This window comes from Sulfitobacter sp. HNIBRBA3233 (genome assembly GCF_040149665.1).
In the GTDB taxonomy this organism is placed as follows: Bacteria; Pseudomonadota; Alphaproteobacteria; order Rhodobacterales; family Rhodobacteraceae; genus Sulfitobacter; species Sulfitobacter marinivivus.
Window position 1 is genome coordinate 60,142 of sequence record NZ_JBEFLP010000002.1, and the last position, 15,217, is coordinate 75,358.

Sequence of the window (15,217 nt, forward strand, 5' to 3'; positions counted from 1 at the left end):
CATGCCCCAGTTTCTCGATGCCACCGATCCCGATTTCGAGCCTGCCTTCACCGCCCTGCTGAGCGCGAAGCGCGAGGAGAGCCCCGATGTGGATGCTGTCGTCGCGGAAATCATCGCCGATGTGCGTGCCCGTGGCGACGCCGCGGTGATCGACTTCACCACCCGTTTCGATCGCATTGCACTGACGCCCGATACCCTGCGCATCCGCGCCGAAGAGATCGCGAAAGCGGTCGATGAGGTCCCGCCGGAGGATCGCACGGCACTGGAACTGGCCGCGGAGCGCATCCGCGCCTACCACGAACGCCAGTTGCCCGAGGATGCGGCATGGACGGACGCGACGGGCGCGCTGCTCGGCTGGCGCTGGACGCCGGTGTCCGCGGCGGGCCTCTACGTGCCCGGCGGGCTGGCAAGCTATCCCAGCTCCGTCCTGATGAACGCGATCCCGGCCAAGGTCGCCGGGGTCGAGCGGCTTGCCATGGTCGTGCCGACACCGGACGGGATACTGAACCCGCTGGTGCTGTTGGCCGCGCAGATTTCCGGCGTGGATGAGATCTACCGCGTTGGCGGGGCGCAGGCCGTAGCGGCGCTGGCCTACGGCACTGAAACCATCGCGCCGGTGGACAAGATCACCGGCCCCGGCAACGCCTTCGTCGCCGCCGCCAAGCGGCGCGTGTTCGGAAAGGTCGGGATCGACATGATCGCCGGCCCCTCGGAAATTCTGGTCATCGCGGATGCCGACAACGATCCCGACTGGATCGCCCTCGATCTTCTCAGTCAGGCCGAACATGACGAAAGCGCCCAGTCCATCCTCATCACCACCGACGCCGGTTTCGGACGCGACGTGGCGCAGGCCGTCGACCGGCATCTCGAAACCCTGCAACGGGCGCATATCGCCGGACCCAGCTGGCGGGATTTCGGCGCTGTCATCACCGTGCCCGATCTGGCCAGCGCCGCCGCATTGTCGAACCGCATTGCGCCCGAACACCTTGAACTCTGCGTCGCCGACCCCGAGGCGCTGTCGAGCAGGATCACCCACGCCGGTGCGATCTTCCTCGGTCAATGGACGCCTGAGGCCATCGGCGACTACGTCGGCGGCCCAAACCACGTTCTGCCAACGGCGCGGTCGGCGCGGTTCTCCTCGGGACTGTCGGTGCTCGATTTCATGAAGCGCACCACGCTGGCACGGATGACGCCCGACGCGCTTCGCGCCATCGGCCCCGCCGCTGAACGGCTCGCCGCTTCCGAAAGCCTCGAAGCGCACGGGCTCTCGGTGACGGCACGCCTGCGCAAGCTCAACGACCGCTGACGCAGCCGCTCCCGGGACGCAGCGGCACGGATTGCCCCGCAGGAACCAAGCGGGTATCACGGGGGCGAACCCCAGCCTTTGCCTGACCGGAGGCCACCGATGGCCCATATCACCCATATCGTCCTCGACGATGCCAACCTGCCGCCGCCCACGCCCGAAATCGAACAGGAACGGCGGGTCGCGATGTTCGATCTTCTGGAGGACAACTCGTTTGTCCTGCCCCAGCGGGACGGGCGCGACGTGCCGCCCGGGCCCTATCATCTGGGCCTGTCGATCCGCGAAAAGCGTCTGGTATTCGACGTGGCAACCGAAAACAGCGAAAAGGCGGCGGAGTTCCACCTGTCGCTCGGCCCCTTCCGGCAGGTGGTGAAGGACTATTTTCAGATCTGCGAAAGCTATTTCGACGCGGTCAAGAAACTGCCGCCCGCCCAGATCGAAACGATCGACATGGCCCGCCGTGGTATCCACATGGAGGGCAGCCGGGTGCTGCAAGAGCGGCTCGAAGGCAAGGCCGAGATCGACATAGATACCGCGCGACGCCTGTTCACCCTCATCTGCGTTCTTCATTTCGGAGGGTGACGGTGCTGCAAGGCTTGCCCCAGTCGGTTCTGTTTTGCTGCGACCACAACGCCGTCCGGTCCCCCATGGCGGAGGGAATAATGAAGAAGTTCTATGGCCTGGACACCTATGTCCAGTCCGTAGGCGTGAACAACGATCTCGAAATCGACGGTTTCTCAATCGCCGTCTGTCAGGAAATGGATGTGGAGCTGTCGCGCCACCGCTCGCGCAGTTTCGACGAAATGCAGGAATGGGGCGACGATCTGAGCTCTTTCGATTTGGTCATCGCGTTGTCGCCCGCCTCCCAGCGCCGCGCGCTGGAGCTGACGCGGTTCTTCCATCTGGAGGTCGAATACTGGCCGATCCTCGACCCCACGGGGTTGGGCGAGACGCGCGATGCCAAGCTGACGCAATTCCGCGCCGCCCGGGACCAGATCGTTGCGCGCATCACCGAACGCTTCGGCGCGCCGACCAAGCCGCAGGTCTAGGCGCAGCAGGCGCGGACCGCTGGCGCGCAGGGCGCTCTTGACCCGTGCCGGCATGTCGTGTGTTGCTTTGCCGGTGCCTTGACCTCATGAGGGGGAGATTTCCTTGACCGACACCATCCGCGCCTATTTCGATGCCTTCAACGCCGGTGACACCGATGCGATGCTGGACTGCCTGTCAGACGACGTCGCCCATCACGTCAACGAGGGCAACATTCGCCGCGGCAAGCCCGCTTTCGCCGAGTTTTGCGCGCATATGTCCAGATGCTACGACGAGACTCTGACCGATATCGTCCTGTTCGAGGCCGAAGGCGGCACACGCGCGGCGGCCGAATATATCGTCGACGGGACCTATCTGGAAACGGATGACGGGCTGCCACAGGCACATGGCCAGCGGTATCGTCTGCCCGCCGGGTCCTTCTTCGATCTGGAAGACGGAAAGATCACCCGCGTCACCACGCGCTACAACCTGTCGGACTGGATCGGTCAGGTGACGGGCGGTAATGGCTGATCTGTCGACTCGTGTCCTGACGGGCGCGGCACTGGAGCGGGCGCTGGACGACGTCGCGCGTCTGCGGATTTCGGTCTTTGCCGACTGGCCCTATCTCTACGACGGTGATCTGGCCTACGAGCGGCAATACCTCCAGACCTACCGCGATACGGCCCAAGCCGTGCTGGTCGGTGCCTTTGACGGCGACAGGCTTGTCGGGGCCAGCACCGGCACGCCCCTGACCGATCACGCGGATGATTTCGCGGCGGCATTCGCGGGCACCGCGCTTGATCTCGAAGACATCTTTTACTGCGCTGAAAGCATCCTCTTGTCCGCCTATCGGGGGCAGGGGATCGGACACAGGTTTTTCGACCTGCGCGAGGCGCACGCGCGCGCCAATGGATTCTCGAAATCCTGTTTCTGCGCCGTCATCCGCCCCGAAGACCATCCCGACAGGCCGGCGGACTACCAGCCGCTGGACCGATTCTGGCGCGCGCGCGGCTATGCGCCTCTTGACGGAGTGGTGGCCCATTTCGATTGGAAGGATCACGGGCAGGAGGCTGCCACGCGCAAACCGCTACAGTTCTGGATTCGCGATCTTTAGGTGAATGGGCCGCCCCGTGTCGCCGCTGGGCGACAGGGGCGCAAACCGCCGCTGCTTGCGCTCAGCTGCAGACCCGTGTGGCGCTTTCGCCAAAGGCTTTCCACGTCGACCAGAAAGCATTGTCCGACGCCCGGTCGGACTGTCGCCAAACCTGCAGCTTGTGGGGATCCTTGAACGCTTTCACGCCGCGCCGCTGTTCGCTGCCCGAAAGCTCCTTGTCCGCAACTGCTTGGATACAGCCGCATTTCTGGCTGGTCGCGCCACGGCGGTCCTGTGCCAGACAGGCGCGCTGGATCGGGCCCGTCGCATAAAGCTGCGTTGGCGCGAGATATCCGCGCGTACTGTAGGAAGTCTTGTGCCCGCCACCACAGGCGGCCAATGTTGCCAGCGCCACAAGCGCCACTGCAATGCGTTTCATGTGTCTGCCTTTTCTCTGCGCGCTCTTGCCGAAGGTTGTCCCCCGTGCCGACGCTGCCTGCTGCTCAATAGTGTGAATATGCCTTAAATCCGGTTAAACAGCAATTGAGGAAAATGTCGCGCCCCGGCACCCTTGCATCCGTGCCGCACCCCGCTTCATCATGCCCATTGACCGTCGCCACAAACCCCTACATATCAGGCCCATGACACCGCTTGCACATATCCGCAATTTCTCGATCGTGGCGCATATCGACCACGGGAAATCCACCCTCGCCGACCGGCTGATCCAGCTTACCGGAACGGTGGCCGAACGGGATATGAAGGAACAGCTTCTCGATGCGATGGACATCGAACGCGAGCGTGGGATCACGATCAAAGCCAATACCGTGCGGATCGACTATCCCGCGAAGGATGGCAACACCTACATTCTGAATCTTATCGACACGCCGGGCCACGTCGACTTCGGCTACGAAGTCAGCCGGTCCATGCAGGCTGTCGAAGGATCGCTGCTGGTGGTCGACGCCTCCCAGGGGGTCGAGGCGCAGACACTGGCCAACGTCTATCAGGCCATCGACGCCGACCACGAGATCGTGCCGGTGCTGAACAAGGTCGACCTGCCCGCCGCCGATTGCGCGCGGGTGCGCGAACAGATCGAGGACGTGATCGGGATCGAGGCGCATGACGCGGTCGAGATCAGCGCCAAGACCGGTGTCGGGATCCCCGATGTGCTGGAAGCGATCGTGCAGCGCCTGCCCCCGCCGAAAGGGGGCGATCCGGATGCGCCCCTCAAGGCGATGCTGGTGGATTCGAAATACGATCAGTACCTTGGCGTGATCGTCATCGTGCGTATCATCGACGGCACGCTGAAGAAGGGCGACCGCATCCGCATGATGAAGACGGGCGGCACCTATGACGTGGACGATGTGGGCGTCTACCGTCCCGCCATGACATCGGTCAAAAGCCTCGGTCCCGGCGAGATCGGATATCTCAACGCGTCGATCAAACAGGTCCGCGACACCCGTGTGGGTGATACCATCACATTGGAAAAACGCCCCTGCGAAACCCCGCTGCCGGGCTTCAAGCCGTCGCAGCCGGTGGTGTTCTGCGGCCTTTTCCCCGTGGACGCCGCCGATTTCGAGGACCTGCGCGACAGCATCGAGAAACTTGCCCTGAACGATGCCTCCTTCTCGTTCGAGATGGAAACATCCGCCGCGCTGGGCTTTGGGTTCCGCTGCGGCTTTCTGGGGCTTTTGCACCTCGAAGTCATCCGCGACCGGATCGAGCGCGAGTATGACATCGATCTGATCACCACGGCGCCGTCGGTTATCTACCACGTCCACATGAAGGACGGCGAAATGCGGGAGCTTCACAATCCCGCGGATATGCCCGACCTGACCTATGTCGACCACCTCGAGGAGCCGCGCATCAAGGCGACGATCCTCGTGCCCGACGAATACCTCGGCGATGTGCTGAAGCTGTGTCAGGACCGGCGCGGCATCCAGATGGATCTGACCTATGCCGGCGCGCGTGCCATGGTCGTCTATGATCTGCCGCTGAACGAGGTTGTGTTCGATTTTTACGACCGTCTGAAATCGGTCACGAAAGGCTACGCCAGCTTCGACTACCAGATGATCGGTTACCGCACCGATGCGCTGGTGAAGATGCAGATCCTCGTGAACGACGAACCTGTCGATGCGCTTTCGACAATGGTGCACCGGGACCGGGCCGAAGGACGGGGCCGCGCGATGGTCGAAAAGCTCAAGGATCTGATCCCGCGCCACATGTTCAAGATCCCGATCCAGGCTGCAATCGGCGGCAAGGTGATCGCGCGCGAAACACTGTCGGCGATGCGCAAGGACGTGACCGCGAAATGCTACGGCGGCGACGCGTCGCGCAAACGCAAGCTGCTGGACAAGCAGAAGGCGGGCAAGAAGAAGATGCGTCAGTTCGGCAAGGTCGACATCCCGCAGGAAGCGTTCATCAGCGCTCTGAAAATGGACAGCTAAGACTGCTATCCTGTTGATAGCGGTGGCGCGCTGGGCGGGCGTGGATCGCGGCTATGCTTGGGTACTGTTGGCGGGAATGCCCACAAAAAACAGATGCAGCGCCCCAGCTGACGCAGCGACGCTGATGGCCAGCCTTGAATAGAAAAAGCCGCCGACGCGACAGCGCCGACGGCTTTTGTTCTTTGAAGCGGCGCTTTTACTCTGCGGCTTCTTCGATTTCCTGACCGGCATTCTGCACGTCTTCACCGAAACCTTCGGCGGTTTCGCATGCGGCAAGGGCACCGAGTGCGGCGATCATGGCGACAATTCTAAACATTTTAATCTCCTGACGTTGCTTGCCACCCCAACGCGCGCGCAAAGCAGGGGGTTCCCGTCAGTTGGCGGCGCTGGTGATCACCTGACCGGCACGCTGTACGTCACGCCCGAATCCTTCGGCCGTTTCGCAGGCGCCCAAGAGGCCGAGCGCCGCTAGGGCCGTCATCAGTCTGAGCAATTTCGGCATGGTCATCTCTCCATGAAAATCATCACTGCCGGAGAAAGTTTCTGTCGGATGAAACTCTGCCACCTCCGGTGTCGTGCCTTCCGTACTACAAAAATCAACGGGAAGGAACGAGAATGAAATTCGCGAAAACATTTGCCGCCGCAGCAGTTGTTGCAATTGCCGCCACCAGCGCCTTTGCAAAGGGCCATGACCAGAGCAACGGTGCCGATGGCGAGCCGGGCAAGAATGCCGGTGCCGAAACGGCGACATCCGCGCAGGGTCTCGGTGCGGCTGTCGGCAACGGCCAGGACAAGGGCGGCATGGATCGCGGCAGCTCTGCCGACGCGGGCAAGCCGTCCAAGGATTGATCCAGGAGGTCGATTGCACGACCCGACCCCGCCACGGCGGGGTCGGTCAGTTTTCCAGCCCGGCTTGTTCCTGCAATGCTTCGATCTTGTCCGATGCTTCCGCTTTCGTCAGCCCGTCGACGTAGTCCGCGCCGGTCTTTTCGCACAGCGTCTTGAGATAGCTCGCCTGTGCACCGGTCATGGGCTCGTCTCCGGTTACCCAGTCGTCCGTATCCTTGATCGCGTTACCCTCTGGCGTTTCTTTCGGATTATCCATGATATTCTCCTTTTGTTCCGGTTTTTAACCCGCGAACAGACACAATGTTCCCGTGGATAAGCGATCCGTTATGCGCATCAGATGGTGTACCTGCGCTGCCTTTGCGGTGTAGGTTCACGAAACACCAATATCGGAGCTACCATGTCCACCCCTTGCATCCTCTGCGTCGCGATCACCGGATCGGTCCCTACCAAGGCCGCCAACCCCGCTGTCCCCATTTCGATCTCCGAACAGATCGAAAGCACACACGAAGCCTATGAGGCAGGTGCGGCGATCTGCCATGCGCATGTGCGCAACGCGGATGAAACGCCCTCTTCGGATCCCGAGAAATTCGCGGCCCTGCAAGAAGGGCTGAAGAAACATTGCCCCGATATGATCATCCAGTTCTCGACCGGGGGACGCTCGGGTGCGGGGCAGGCGCGGGGCGGGATGCTGTCGCTGAAGCCCGATATGGCGAGCCTCTCTGTCGGGTCGAACAATTTTCCCACGCGGGTCTACGAAAACCCGCCCGAACTGGTCGACTGGCTGGCTTCGGAGATGGTCAAATACGACGTGAAACCCGAGATCGAGGCCTTCGATCTGAGCCACATCCACAAGGCCGCCGAGATGAACCGCGACGGTCGCATCCCCGGCAGGCTTTATATCCAGTTCGTCATGGGGGTGAAGAATGCCATGCCCGTGGACCGCGAGACGTTTGATTTCTACATCAAGACGGTCCAGCGCCTCGCGCCGGATGCGCTTTGGTGTGCGGCGGGCATTGGCCAGCACCAGATCACGCTGAACGACTGGGCGATCGAAGCGGGTGGTCATGCACGCGCCGGGCTTGAGGACAATGTCCGTCTGGACCGTGACACGCTGGCCCCATCGAATGCCGCCCTGATCCGCCGCGCGGTCGCATTGTGCGAGAAATACGAGCGCCCCGTCGCCACCCCCGCACAGGCGCGCAAGATGCTGGACCTGCGCCCGGCCTAAGGCACCGCCATCGGGTCGGCGGGATCCGCGACCGAGGACAAAAGCTCGGTCAGGCAGGCGCGGGTAAAGTCCCAGACCGGCGCGTCATGCACCAGATGGTGGGTGAGCAGGCCGTATGGTTCGTTCCCGTCCACATGGCCCGCGCGCCGGGCGCGCAGATCGGCGACCAGACCGGCGATCAGCGTCTCGGCGGGCACCAGACTGCGGGTGCCCCGCCAATCCACGGGGTCGAGGTGGGTATTGACGTAGCGCAACCCGTCCACAGCCTGACCGCGCTTGCGCGGGCCGAAAACAGAAATGACCCGGTGGCCCGCAGCGACCAGCCCGGGCAGATGGCTGTCGTCGATCCGGTTCCAGGGCGGCACGAACATGGCGTTCAGCGCCGGCCCGAACAGGTGCGACAGACGCGCGTAGCCCTCGCAAATCTCGTCCCTGGCGGTGGCGCGCGGTTGGCCGAACTCTGCCTTTTTGCTGCCCGCGGGCGCGTGGTTTTCGTGACGCCAGCCGTGAACGACCGGCCGCAACGCGCCGCCAGACGCTGCTACCGCATCGACGAGGGACGGCTCGGCAAGATCGGGGATCACCGCCAGATACACCGGCAACGCGACCTCTTCGGACAGGCCCACCAGCCGCTCCAATGGCGCGCTGGCGGACACTGCGTCGTCATCGCGCCACCACAGCGGCAGCCGCAGGCCTTCGCTTTGCCAGATCCGTGTTTCCTGCCTCAGCGGGCCCCACTCGGTCATGCCGCACCCTTCAGCCGTTCAAGTATCTCGACCGTGCGCGCCGCGCCGTCGAACAGGGCCCGGGCGGGCATACGCGCATCGCGGGCCACCTCGTCCAGCGCTGCCAACAGGCTTTCGGGCGATAGCCTGTTGCGGGGCAGGGTGGCGATACCGGGTTGTGCGGAAAGCGCCTTGGCGCGCAATCCCTGCTCCACCTCGCCATCTTCGTCGAAGGGCACGAACACCGCGCGGGTCCCGGCCTGAAGGATATCCAGCGCGGTGTTGTAGCCGCATTGCGAAACCGACGCTGTCGCATGGTGCAGCATGGCGCGGAACTCGGGCCGCGCGGCTTCGACCGTCGCATTCTGCGGGGCGTCTGCCTGCAGCCGTGCAAGGTGTGCTGCGTTGGCGCCCCCGATCAGCAGCCGCCAGCGCCTGCGCGGATCACGCCGCGCCGCGCCTAGCGCCGCATCGTGGATGTAATGCCCCACATCGCCGCCACCTGTGCTGACGATGATCTCGCCTTTCCCCAAACCTTGCCGGTCGGGAGCCGCGGGCGCAGGGGCCACGAAACCGGTATAGTGCAGCCGCGCGCCAAGCGTGTCGCTGATCGGCCAACTGAGATCGAGCGGAGTCAGCGCCGGATCCGCATGGACCAGAACAGCATCGTAGAAGTCGCGCAGCATCCGGTCGGCAAACTCGGCCTTGGAGGGCTTCGACGGCGGGGCGAGTATATCGCGGATCGAGGCGCAGATCAGCGGCGCGTCGGCCGCGCCCCTGGCGTGCGACAGCAGATCAGTGAATTCCCTGCGCAGGCCCCGTCGCCCGAAGGGGAAAAGCTCGGTCATCAGGACATCGGGCTTGAAGCTGTCGAAAGCGGCCATCATCCGGACGCGGCGCTGCCTGTGATAGGCGGTGTCTGCGGGTCCGTCGCTGCCGATGAGGTGGGTGAAATCCGTGCCATCGGATCGAAGGGGCGGCAGCTGCGTTACCTCGACCGCGCCGGTCGCAAGATGCGGCGCGGGGAAACCGCCGCTGACCACCTGCGGCTGGTGGCCCCTGCGCAAAAACGCCTGTGCCAGCGTCAGGGCGCGCGCCAGATGGCCTGTGCCCAGCAGATGTGTGACGACGATCATTACTTTCACGGGCGTACCTCCAGCCTGACAGGATCGGGCGCAAGCGTCCATCGTCCCGCTGCGCCTTCGAGGATGAACAGGCGGTTGCGCTTCACCGTGAAAGGGGCGGGCCCGTCGAAATACCATCCGGTCGCCAGTGCCATCAGTACGCGCATGACGCCGATGTGACAGACGGCAACGGTGTCGGTGCGTAGCCCGTCCAGCCACGGCGACAGCCGGTCGCGCACCTCGGCGGGGCTTTCGCCGCCGGGGGGGCGATAGTGCCACCCCCAGCTTTCGATATCGCGGTGATCGCAGGAAGGGTCGGCCCGCAGGTCCACCGCCCGCCTGCCTTCCCAGTCGCCCCAGTTCATTTCGGTCAGCGCTGCCACCTCCTGTGGGTGGCGACCGCTGACAAGCCGCGCGGTTTCGCGCGCCCGCATCAGCGGGCTGGAGACAAGTACGGCCCGATCCCAAGGTGCGGGCAGCGCCAGCCGCGCCAGCGCGTCGCGCGCCTCCGAGTCGAGCGGGATATCGCTGCGGCCCTGCACGCGCCCCTCGCGGTTCCATGCGGTGTGGCCATGCCGCAAAAGCGCCAACCGTATCATCGTACCACCCCTGCGAGGGCAAGACCGTGCGCCAGCGTATGGACAGCCGAATGCAGCAGGTGATGCGCGCGGATATGGTCTCGTATGGCCTCCGGATCCGGTGGGGCGTTCAATGTGTCTTGCAGCAACCGCGCAAGCCCTGCGGCCCCTTCCGCCACCGACGGGTAGGCGCGCGGGAAAAGAACGTCGCGCACGCCGTCGCGGTCCTGTGCGACCACGGGCAGCCCATGCGCCTGCGCTTCGAGGTAGACCATGCCGAATGCCTCGTCGACGCCGGGCCAGATCATCAGCCGTGCCCGCGCGAAGGCCTCATCAACTGCGGCGGGGGCGAGCGCACCCAGAAAACGCACGCGCGCCCCCAGCGTGGCCATCATCTGTTCCACCCGGTCGCGGGCCGGACCGTCGCCCACGATCTCAAGCAGGGGCGCATCGGGGCAGAGTGCAAGCGTCCGGGCAATCAGCGCGTAAGAAGCGGATTTGGCGGCCACGCGCATCATGCCCACGGCAAGAAGCGTGTCGCCCCTGGCGGGCGGTGGCAGATCGTGGCGGTGCAGGAAGGGGCGCAGGTGCAAAAGGACCTGCCCCGGTGGCGCATATGCGGCCAGCGCCTGACGGTCGCTTTCGGTCAGGTAGAAAACCACATCCGCCGCATCGGTCGCGGCCTCGGCCGCGCGGGCAAAGCTGTCCCACGGCCCTCCCAGACGCTTGCGCGCGCGGGTCGCTTCCACCAGCAGGTAGGGGATCTTGAGCGCACGGGTCACGGCGGGGCCCAGCAGATCGGGGGCCTTGTAGTAATTGTGGTAGGTGATCCACGCGCCCCAGCCCTCGCGCCTGCCGCGCGCGACAAGATCGGGCAGCAGCCCTTCTGCCTCGGCCATGATGCGCCTTTGGGTATCTGCATCGCCCGCGCCGTCGCGGCTGCGCAGGTCGGCGGCCAGCGTCACGTCGTGCCCCGCCTCTTCCAGAGCTGTCACGAGGCCCAGCGCCATCGCGCGGTCGCCCGATGGCACCCCGTGTTGCGGGGATTTCAGCGGCGCGTAGAACGCCAGTCGCATCAGCGCTCCAGCAGGCCGCGGAGCCGCGCGGCAAGGTGGCGGATCCCCGGTGCCATGGTGAATTCGGCGTGAAGACGCGCGTATGCAGCATCCGCCAGGCGCGGCCCCAGCGCCGGATCTGCACCGATCCGCTGCATCCCGTCGGCAAAGGCTGCGGGGCTGTCTTCGGCCAGCAGTCCGTGGGTTTCGTTGTCGATGAATTCGGGGATCGCGGAAACCGGCGTGGCAAGGATCGGCAACCGCTGGCTTGCCGCTTCCATCAGGACGTTGGGCAGCCCGTCGCGGTCGCCATCCGCCGCGATACGCGACGGCAGCACGAAGAGGTCCGCCGCGCGCATGGCGGCGATCACTTCGGGCTGGTCGCAGGCTCCGCGCCACGTGATCCGGTCCGCGACGCCGCGGTCGTCGGCGCGCGTGCGCATCGCGTCGGCCAGAGGGCCACCGCCGATATGGGTCCATGTCCACGGCATGTCGGTCGGCAGCAGCGCAAGCGAGTCGATCAGCGTGTCGAACCCCTTCTTCTCGACCAGCCGTCCCACCGACATCATCCGCAGCGGATCCTGCGGCGCGCGCGGCGCGCGGTCGGGAGGCGCGGGGAACCGGTCCAGATCCAGACCATGGTACACCAGATCGACACGGTCCTCGCGGTCGGCCAGTGATTTCAGGTGTTCGGCCCCGAAGCCCGTGCAGGTGGCGCCGAATGCCGCGCCAAAACTGTCGTCTGCCAGTTTCTCGCGCAATTCCCAGTTGGGTGATGTCCAGATGTCCTTGGCATGGGCCGAGAACGACCACGGAAGCCCGCGCAGGATCGCGGCGTAGCGCGCGACCGATGAAGGCGTATGCAGGAAATGCGCGTAGAGCGCGGCCAGACCGTCGCCCGCCTCATGTGCGAGTACGCAGGCCTGCCCCCAGCGGCGGCGGCGGTTCGGCGTGTCGTCGCGGGCCAGATCGCGGGCGTAGGCATCGGCGGCGGCATCGAACCCGGGCAGGGCCGTAGCGGCGCCCATTGCCTCGTGAACGCGGCGCGGTTCCTGATGCAGGTATTCGGGCAGGTAATAGACCGGCGCCCGCAGACGGTCGTGCAGCGGATGTGTCTTGGTGTCCGTGGGGTGGCGCAGGGACCACAGCGCGAAATCTATGCCCGCCTCTTCGAGCGCGACGAGTTCCTGCGCGATGAAAGTCTCGCTCAGGCGGGGCCAGCCCTTGACCACGACTGCAAAGGTCGGGTGCGTCATGTCAGTCCCTTTCCATGAGGATATGGGCGCGGCGCACCACTTCATCGAGCCCGTCCAGTAGCCCGTCGGCACCGGCCTGCGAGGGTTTCGGTTGATCCGCCAGACCCCGGATCGCCGCGATCATCGGGGCAGGACCGGTGCCGTCACGGCGTTCGTCCAGCATCCGCACAAGGCCCAGTTCCTCCGCGCGGCTGGCGCGGATCCACTGTTCCAGACGCGGCGTGGTGCGCGGCACGATGACCGCGCGCTGATCGAAACTCAGCACTTCGCAAAACGTGTTGTAACCGCCCATGCAGACAACGCCCTGCGCCCCGGCGAAAAGCGCCTCGATCCGGCTGTCGAAGCCCGTGGCCGCAACCCGGCCACCAAGCGCGTCGACGCGTTTGTCGAGCGCCTCGCGCACCTCGCCCGACAGGAACGGGCCGTAGACCAGAACCGCATCGGGTTTGAGCGTCGGGTCGGTTTCGTAGGCTTCGAGCACCTGACTGACCATCGCCGCGCCATCGCCGCCACCGCCCGGTGTTATGAGGATATAGGGCGTCCGGGGTACATCGTCGGCTTCGACGATCTCGCGGCGCAGATATCCGGTGTAGTGCAGCCGCGCGCGGGTCGCGTCCGAAAACGGCAGCCCCTCGGTCGGGTCGTAGACATCTTTCAGCCCGTAGACCCAGAACTCGTCATAATAGGCTTCGGCGGCGCGCACGGCATCCTTGCGAAGCCACTCCGCCGCCAGCACCTTGGGGTCGTCCAGCACATCGCGCAAACCCAGAACCACACGGCAGGTGCCCTGTTCTTGCAGCCATTCCAGCGTCGGCAGCAGTTCACCGCGAAACCCTGCCGGTTCCTTGTCCACGATCAGAAGATCGGGACGGTATTGTTCGACCGCCGACTGGATCAGCCCCGACCGCAGGCTGGTGGTGCGCTCGATATCAAGGCCGAGCGTCGAGCTGATGTAGGAGCCGTCGGGCAGTTTGGTCACGCCGGGCAGGCGGATATGGTCAACCCGTTCGGGAAACGTGAAACGCCCCGCAACGGGCGATCCGGTCAGGATGATGGCCGATGCGCTCTCGTCCCCTTCGGTCAAGGCGGTGGCCAGCGCCCGCGACCGGCGCAGATGCCCCAACCCGAACGTATCGTGACTGTAGAACATGATGCGTCGCGCAGGCGCACGGGCATTCGCTTGGGCAATGGCCTGTTGGGGCATATTCACCTGTCTTGCATCTTTCAGAGCCTCAGATCGCTGCCCGATTTTCCGAATATTCCCTTGATGTCATAAACCACTGCGCCCGGCTTGCCAAAGGCGCGGATGGCATCGGCGCCAAGTTCGACGAATTCGCGGTGCCCCACGGCGACAACGACCGCATCGTAGGCGCCGGTCGCGGGGGCGGCGATGGCGGCGACGCCGTGTTCGTTTTCCAGCCGGTCCACACCGACCCAGGGGTCGTGCACCTCGACCGTGGCGGCATAATCGGCCAGTTCGGTCACGATGTCGGCGACACGGGTGTTGCGGGTGTCTGCGCAGTTTTCCTTGAACGTGTAGCCAAGGATCAGGATGCGCGCGCTGCGCACACCAATATCGCGCCGCAGCATTTCCTTGATCAGCGTCTGGGCCACATGCGCGCCCATGTGATCGTTGATCCGCCGACCCGCCAGAATGACCTCAGGGTGATAGCCCAGCTGTTCGGCGCGGTAGGTCAGGTAGTAAGGGTCAACACCGATACAGTGTCCACCCACCAGACCGGGGCGGAACGGCAGGAAATTCCACTTCGTTCCCGCCGCCTCCAACACGTCGAGCGTGTCCAGTCCGAGCCTGGAGAAGATCAGCGCAAATTCGTTGACCAGCGCGATATTGAGATCGCGCTGCGTGTTCTCGATGACCTTGGCGGCCTCGGCGGTGGCGATAGAGGGCGCACGGTGCAGCCCGGCCTTCACCACCGGCGCATAGATCGCATCGACGCGGTCGAGTGTCTCTTCGTCCTGCGCGGCGATGATTTTCACGACGTTTTCCATGGAATGTTCGGCGTCGCCGGGGTTCACCCGTTCAGGGCTGTAGGCCAGCTTGATCTCGTCGCCCACGCGCAGACCGCTGCCCGCCGCAAGGGCGGGGCCGCAGATTTCTTCGGTGACGCCGGGGTAGACGGTGCTTTCCAGAACCACGATGGCACCGGGGGTCAGGTGCGGCGCGATGGACGCGCAGGCGCCCAGAACGGGCCCGAGATCGGGGGCCTTGGCGTCGGTGATCGGGGTCGGGACCGCGATGATGAACACATTCGCCCCCGCCAGATCGGCGCTGTCGTGGGAAAATCGCGCTTGCGTCGCGGCGACTTTCTCGTCCGAAATCTCACCGTTGGGATCGCGGCCACCGCGCAACGCATCGATCACGGGCGGGTGGATGTCGTAGCCTAGGGTGTCAAAGCCCGCGCGCGCCAGCGCAAGGGCCAGAGGCAGACCCACATAGCCAAGGCCCAGAACTGCGATGCGCGTGTCGGCGCGGGCGGGGTCGGTCATGCGGTCTTTCCTCGGGCGGTGTCGGCAG

19 protein-coding genes are annotated in these 15,217 nt (G+C 64.8%); 8 read left to right on the forward strand and 11 right to left on the reverse strand.

From position 1 onward, the window contains the following. Position 1: 1 nt before the first annotated feature. The 5 genes from hisD to ABMC89_RS13545 all read left to right on the forward strand — a co-directional run bounded on the left by hisD (position 2) and on the right by ABMC89_RS13545 (position 3,443). Positions 2–1,306: a histidinol dehydrogenase gene (gene hisD / locus ABMC89_RS13525; protein WP_349568775.1), complete on the forward strand. Its 1,305-nt coding sequence runs from the start codon at positions 2–4 to the stop codon at positions 1,304–1,306. A 99-nt stretch (positions 1,307–1,405) separates the two neighbouring features. Next, complete coding sequence (locus tag ABMC89_RS13530) at positions 1,406–1,885, forward strand: UPF0262 family protein (RefSeq protein ID WP_349568777.1); 480 nt, start codon at positions 1,406–1,408, stop codon at positions 1,883–1,885. A gap of 5 nt (positions 1,886–1,890) precedes the next feature. Next, the gene (locus tag ABMC89_RS13535; protein WP_349569699.1) at positions 1,891–2,352 is read left to right on the forward strand and encodes an arsenate-mycothiol transferase ArsC; all 462 of its coding nucleotides are present in this window, start codon (positions 1,891–1,893) and stop codon (positions 2,350–2,352) included. Between the two features lie 103 nt (positions 2,353–2,455). Further along, on the forward strand, positions 2,456–2,860 hold the full coding sequence (locus ABMC89_RS13540; protein ID WP_349568779.1) for a ketosteroid isomerase-related protein: 405 nt from the start codon (positions 2,456–2,458) through the stop codon (positions 2,858–2,860). Then, positions 2,853–3,443: a GNAT family N-acetyltransferase gene (locus ABMC89_RS13545; RefSeq protein ID WP_349568781.1), complete on the forward strand. Its 591-nt coding sequence runs from the start codon at positions 2,853–2,855 to the stop codon at positions 3,441–3,443. Before ABMC89_RS13540 ends, ABMC89_RS13545 begins: the two co-directional genes overlap by 8 nt. Before the next feature lie 61 nt (positions 3,444–3,504). Here the strand turns inward: ABMC89_RS13545 and ABMC89_RS13550 are convergent, their stop codons facing one another. Further along, positions 3,505–3,861 (reverse strand): hypothetical protein, encoded by a 357-nt coding sequence (locus tag ABMC89_RS13550; RefSeq protein ID WP_349568783.1) that lies wholly within the window; start codon positions 3,859–3,861, stop codon positions 3,505–3,507. Between the two features lie 202 nt (positions 3,862–4,063). On the opposite strand from ABMC89_RS13550, the gene lepA reads away from it, so the two are divergent. After that, positions 4,064–5,866, forward strand: a complete 1,803-nt coding sequence (gene lepA, locus ABMC89_RS13555; RefSeq protein ID WP_349568785.1) for a translation elongation factor 4 — start codon at positions 4,064–4,066, stop codon at positions 5,864–5,866. Between the two features lie 196 nt (positions 5,867–6,062). Here lepA and ABMC89_RS13560 read toward each other — a convergent pair whose 3' ends face one another. After that, complete coding sequence (locus tag ABMC89_RS13560) at positions 6,063–6,182, reverse strand: entericidin A/B family lipoprotein (protein ID WP_349568787.1); 120 nt, start codon at positions 6,180–6,182, stop codon at positions 6,063–6,065. Positions 6,183–6,239: 57 nt separating this feature from the next. Then, complete coding sequence (locus ABMC89_RS13565; RefSeq protein ID WP_349568789.1) at positions 6,240–6,368, reverse strand: entericidin A/B family lipoprotein; 129 nt, start codon at positions 6,366–6,368, stop codon at positions 6,240–6,242. A gap of 113 nt (positions 6,369–6,481) precedes the next feature. On the opposite strand from ABMC89_RS13565, the gene ABMC89_RS13570 reads away from it, so the two are divergent. Then, positions 6,482–6,715 carry a hypothetical protein gene (locus ABMC89_RS13570; RefSeq protein ID WP_349568791.1) on the forward strand — a complete coding sequence of 78 codons (234 nt, stop codon included), beginning with the start codon at positions 6,482–6,484 and terminating at the stop codon, positions 6,713–6,715. 46 nt (positions 6,716–6,761) lie between these two features. Here the strand turns inward: ABMC89_RS13570 and ABMC89_RS13575 are convergent, their stop codons facing one another. Beyond that, positions 6,762–6,971: a DUF3072 domain-containing protein gene (locus tag ABMC89_RS13575; protein WP_349568793.1), complete on the reverse strand. Its 210-nt coding sequence runs from the start codon at positions 6,969–6,971 to the stop codon at positions 6,762–6,764. A gap of 141 nt (positions 6,972–7,112) precedes the next feature. On the opposite strand from ABMC89_RS13575, the gene ABMC89_RS13580 reads away from it, so the two are divergent. Next, positions 7,113–7,943 carry a 3-oxoadipate:acetyl-CoA acetyltransferase gene (locus ABMC89_RS13580; RefSeq protein ID WP_349568795.1) on the forward strand — a complete coding sequence of 277 codons (831 nt, stop codon included), beginning with the start codon at positions 7,113–7,115 and terminating at the stop codon, positions 7,941–7,943. Here the strand turns inward: ABMC89_RS13580 and ABMC89_RS13585 are convergent. Genes ABMC89_RS13585 through ABMC89_RS13615 form a run of 7 tightly spaced genes read right to left on the reverse strand, consistent with a single transcriptional unit; the run spans position 7,940 to position 15,189 of the window. After that, a complete protein-coding gene (locus tag ABMC89_RS13585) occupies positions 7,940–8,689 on the reverse strand; it encodes a polysaccharide deacetylase family protein (protein ID WP_349568796.1) in 750 nt (249 codons plus the stop codon). The two genes, ABMC89_RS13580 and ABMC89_RS13585, sit on opposite strands and share 4 nt — an antisense overlap. Continuing rightward, positions 8,686–9,804 carry a glycosyltransferase family protein gene (locus ABMC89_RS13590; RefSeq protein WP_349569701.1) on the reverse strand — a complete coding sequence of 373 codons (1,119 nt, stop codon included), beginning with the start codon at positions 9,802–9,804 and terminating at the stop codon, positions 8,686–8,688. Before ABMC89_RS13590 ends, ABMC89_RS13585 begins: the two co-directional genes overlap by 4 nt. 5 nt (positions 9,805–9,809) lie before the next feature. Next, positions 9,810–10,391 carry a histidine phosphatase family protein gene (locus ABMC89_RS13595; protein ID WP_349568797.1) on the reverse strand — a complete coding sequence of 194 codons (582 nt, stop codon included), beginning with the start codon at positions 10,389–10,391 and terminating at the stop codon, positions 9,810–9,812. Then, positions 10,388–11,446, reverse strand: coding sequence for a glycosyltransferase family 4 protein (locus ABMC89_RS13600; protein WP_349568798.1), 1,059 nt, complete (start codon positions 11,444–11,446; stop codon positions 10,388–10,390). The genes ABMC89_RS13595 and ABMC89_RS13600 overlap by 4 nt, the downstream gene beginning before the upstream one ends. Next, positions 11,446–12,681: a glycosyltransferase family 4 protein gene (locus ABMC89_RS13605; protein WP_349568800.1), complete on the reverse strand. Its 1,236-nt coding sequence runs from the start codon at positions 12,679–12,681 to the stop codon at positions 11,446–11,448. The genes ABMC89_RS13600 and ABMC89_RS13605 overlap by 1 nt, the downstream gene beginning before the upstream one ends. 1 nt (position 12,682) lies before the next feature. Further along, positions 12,683–13,885 (reverse strand): glycosyltransferase family protein, encoded by a 1,203-nt coding sequence (locus tag ABMC89_RS13610; protein ID WP_349569703.1) that lies wholly within the window; start codon positions 13,883–13,885, stop codon positions 12,683–12,685. A gap of 20 nt (positions 13,886–13,905) precedes the next feature. Then, positions 13,906–15,189 carry a nucleotide sugar dehydrogenase gene (locus tag ABMC89_RS13615; RefSeq protein ID WP_349568802.1) on the reverse strand — a complete coding sequence of 428 codons (1,284 nt, stop codon included), beginning with the start codon at positions 15,187–15,189 and terminating at the stop codon, positions 13,906–13,908. Between the last annotated feature and the right edge of the window lie 28 nt (positions 15,190–15,217).

Excerpts from the sequence above, each read along its gene's own strand:
- ABMC89_RS13575 (WP_349568793.1), bottom strand. The coding sequence starts at position 6,971 with ATGGATAATCCGAAAGAAACGCCAGAGGGTAACGCGATCAAGGATACG.
- ABMC89_RS13590 (WP_349569701.1), bottom strand. The coding sequence starts at position 9,804 with ATGATCGTCGTCACACATCTGCTGGGCACAGGCCATCTGGCGCGCGCC.
- ABMC89_RS13550 (WP_349568783.1), bottom strand. The coding sequence starts at position 3,861 with ATGAAACGCATTGCAGTGGCGCTTGTGGCGCTGGCAACATTGGCCGCC.
- ABMC89_RS13580 (WP_349568795.1), top strand. The coding sequence starts at position 7,113 with ATGTCCACCCCTTGCATCCTCTGCGTCGCGATCACCGGATCGGTCCCT.
- ABMC89_RS13600 (WP_349568798.1), bottom strand. The coding sequence starts at position 11,446 with ATGCGACTGGCGTTCTACGCGCCGCTGAAATCCCCGCAACACGGGGTG.
- hisD (WP_349568775.1), top strand. The coding sequence starts at position 2 with ATGCCCCAGTTTCTCGATGCCACCGATCCCGATTTCGAGCCTGCCTTC.
- ABMC89_RS13610 (WP_349569703.1), bottom strand. The coding sequence starts at position 13,885 with ATGCCCCAACAGGCCATTGCCCAAGCGAATGCCCGTGCGCCTGCGCGA.
- ABMC89_RS13530 (WP_349568777.1), top strand. The coding sequence starts at position 1,406 with ATGGCCCATATCACCCATATCGTCCTCGACGATGCCAACCTGCCGCCG.
- lepA (WP_349568785.1), top strand. The coding sequence starts at position 4,064 with ATGACACCGCTTGCACATATCCGCAATTTCTCGATCGTGGCGCATATC.
- ABMC89_RS13605 (WP_349568800.1), bottom strand. The coding sequence starts at position 12,681 with ATGACGCACCCGACCTTTGCAGTCGTGGTCAAGGGCTGGCCCCGCCTG.
- ABMC89_RS13565 (WP_349568789.1), bottom strand. The coding sequence starts at position 6,368 with ATGCCGAAATTGCTCAGACTGATGACGGCCCTAGCGGCGCTCGGCCTC.
- ABMC89_RS13570 (WP_349568791.1), top strand. The coding sequence starts at position 6,482 with ATGAAATTCGCGAAAACATTTGCCGCCGCAGCAGTTGTTGCAATTGCC.
- ABMC89_RS13585 (WP_349568796.1), bottom strand. The coding sequence starts at position 8,689 with ATGACCGAGTGGGGCCCGCTGAGGCAGGAAACACGGATCTGGCAAAGC.
- ABMC89_RS13615 (WP_349568802.1), bottom strand. The coding sequence starts at position 15,189 with ATGACCGACCCCGCCCGCGCCGACACGCGCATCGCAGTTCTGGGCCTT.
- ABMC89_RS13595 (WP_349568797.1), bottom strand. The coding sequence starts at position 10,391 with ATGATACGGTTGGCGCTTTTGCGGCATGGCCACACCGCATGGAACCGC.
- ABMC89_RS13545 (WP_349568781.1), top strand. The coding sequence starts at position 2,853 with ATGGCTGATCTGTCGACTCGTGTCCTGACGGGCGCGGCACTGGAGCGG.
- ABMC89_RS13560 (WP_349568787.1), bottom strand. The coding sequence starts at position 6,182 with ATGTTTAGAATTGTCGCCATGATCGCCGCACTCGGTGCCCTTGCCGCA.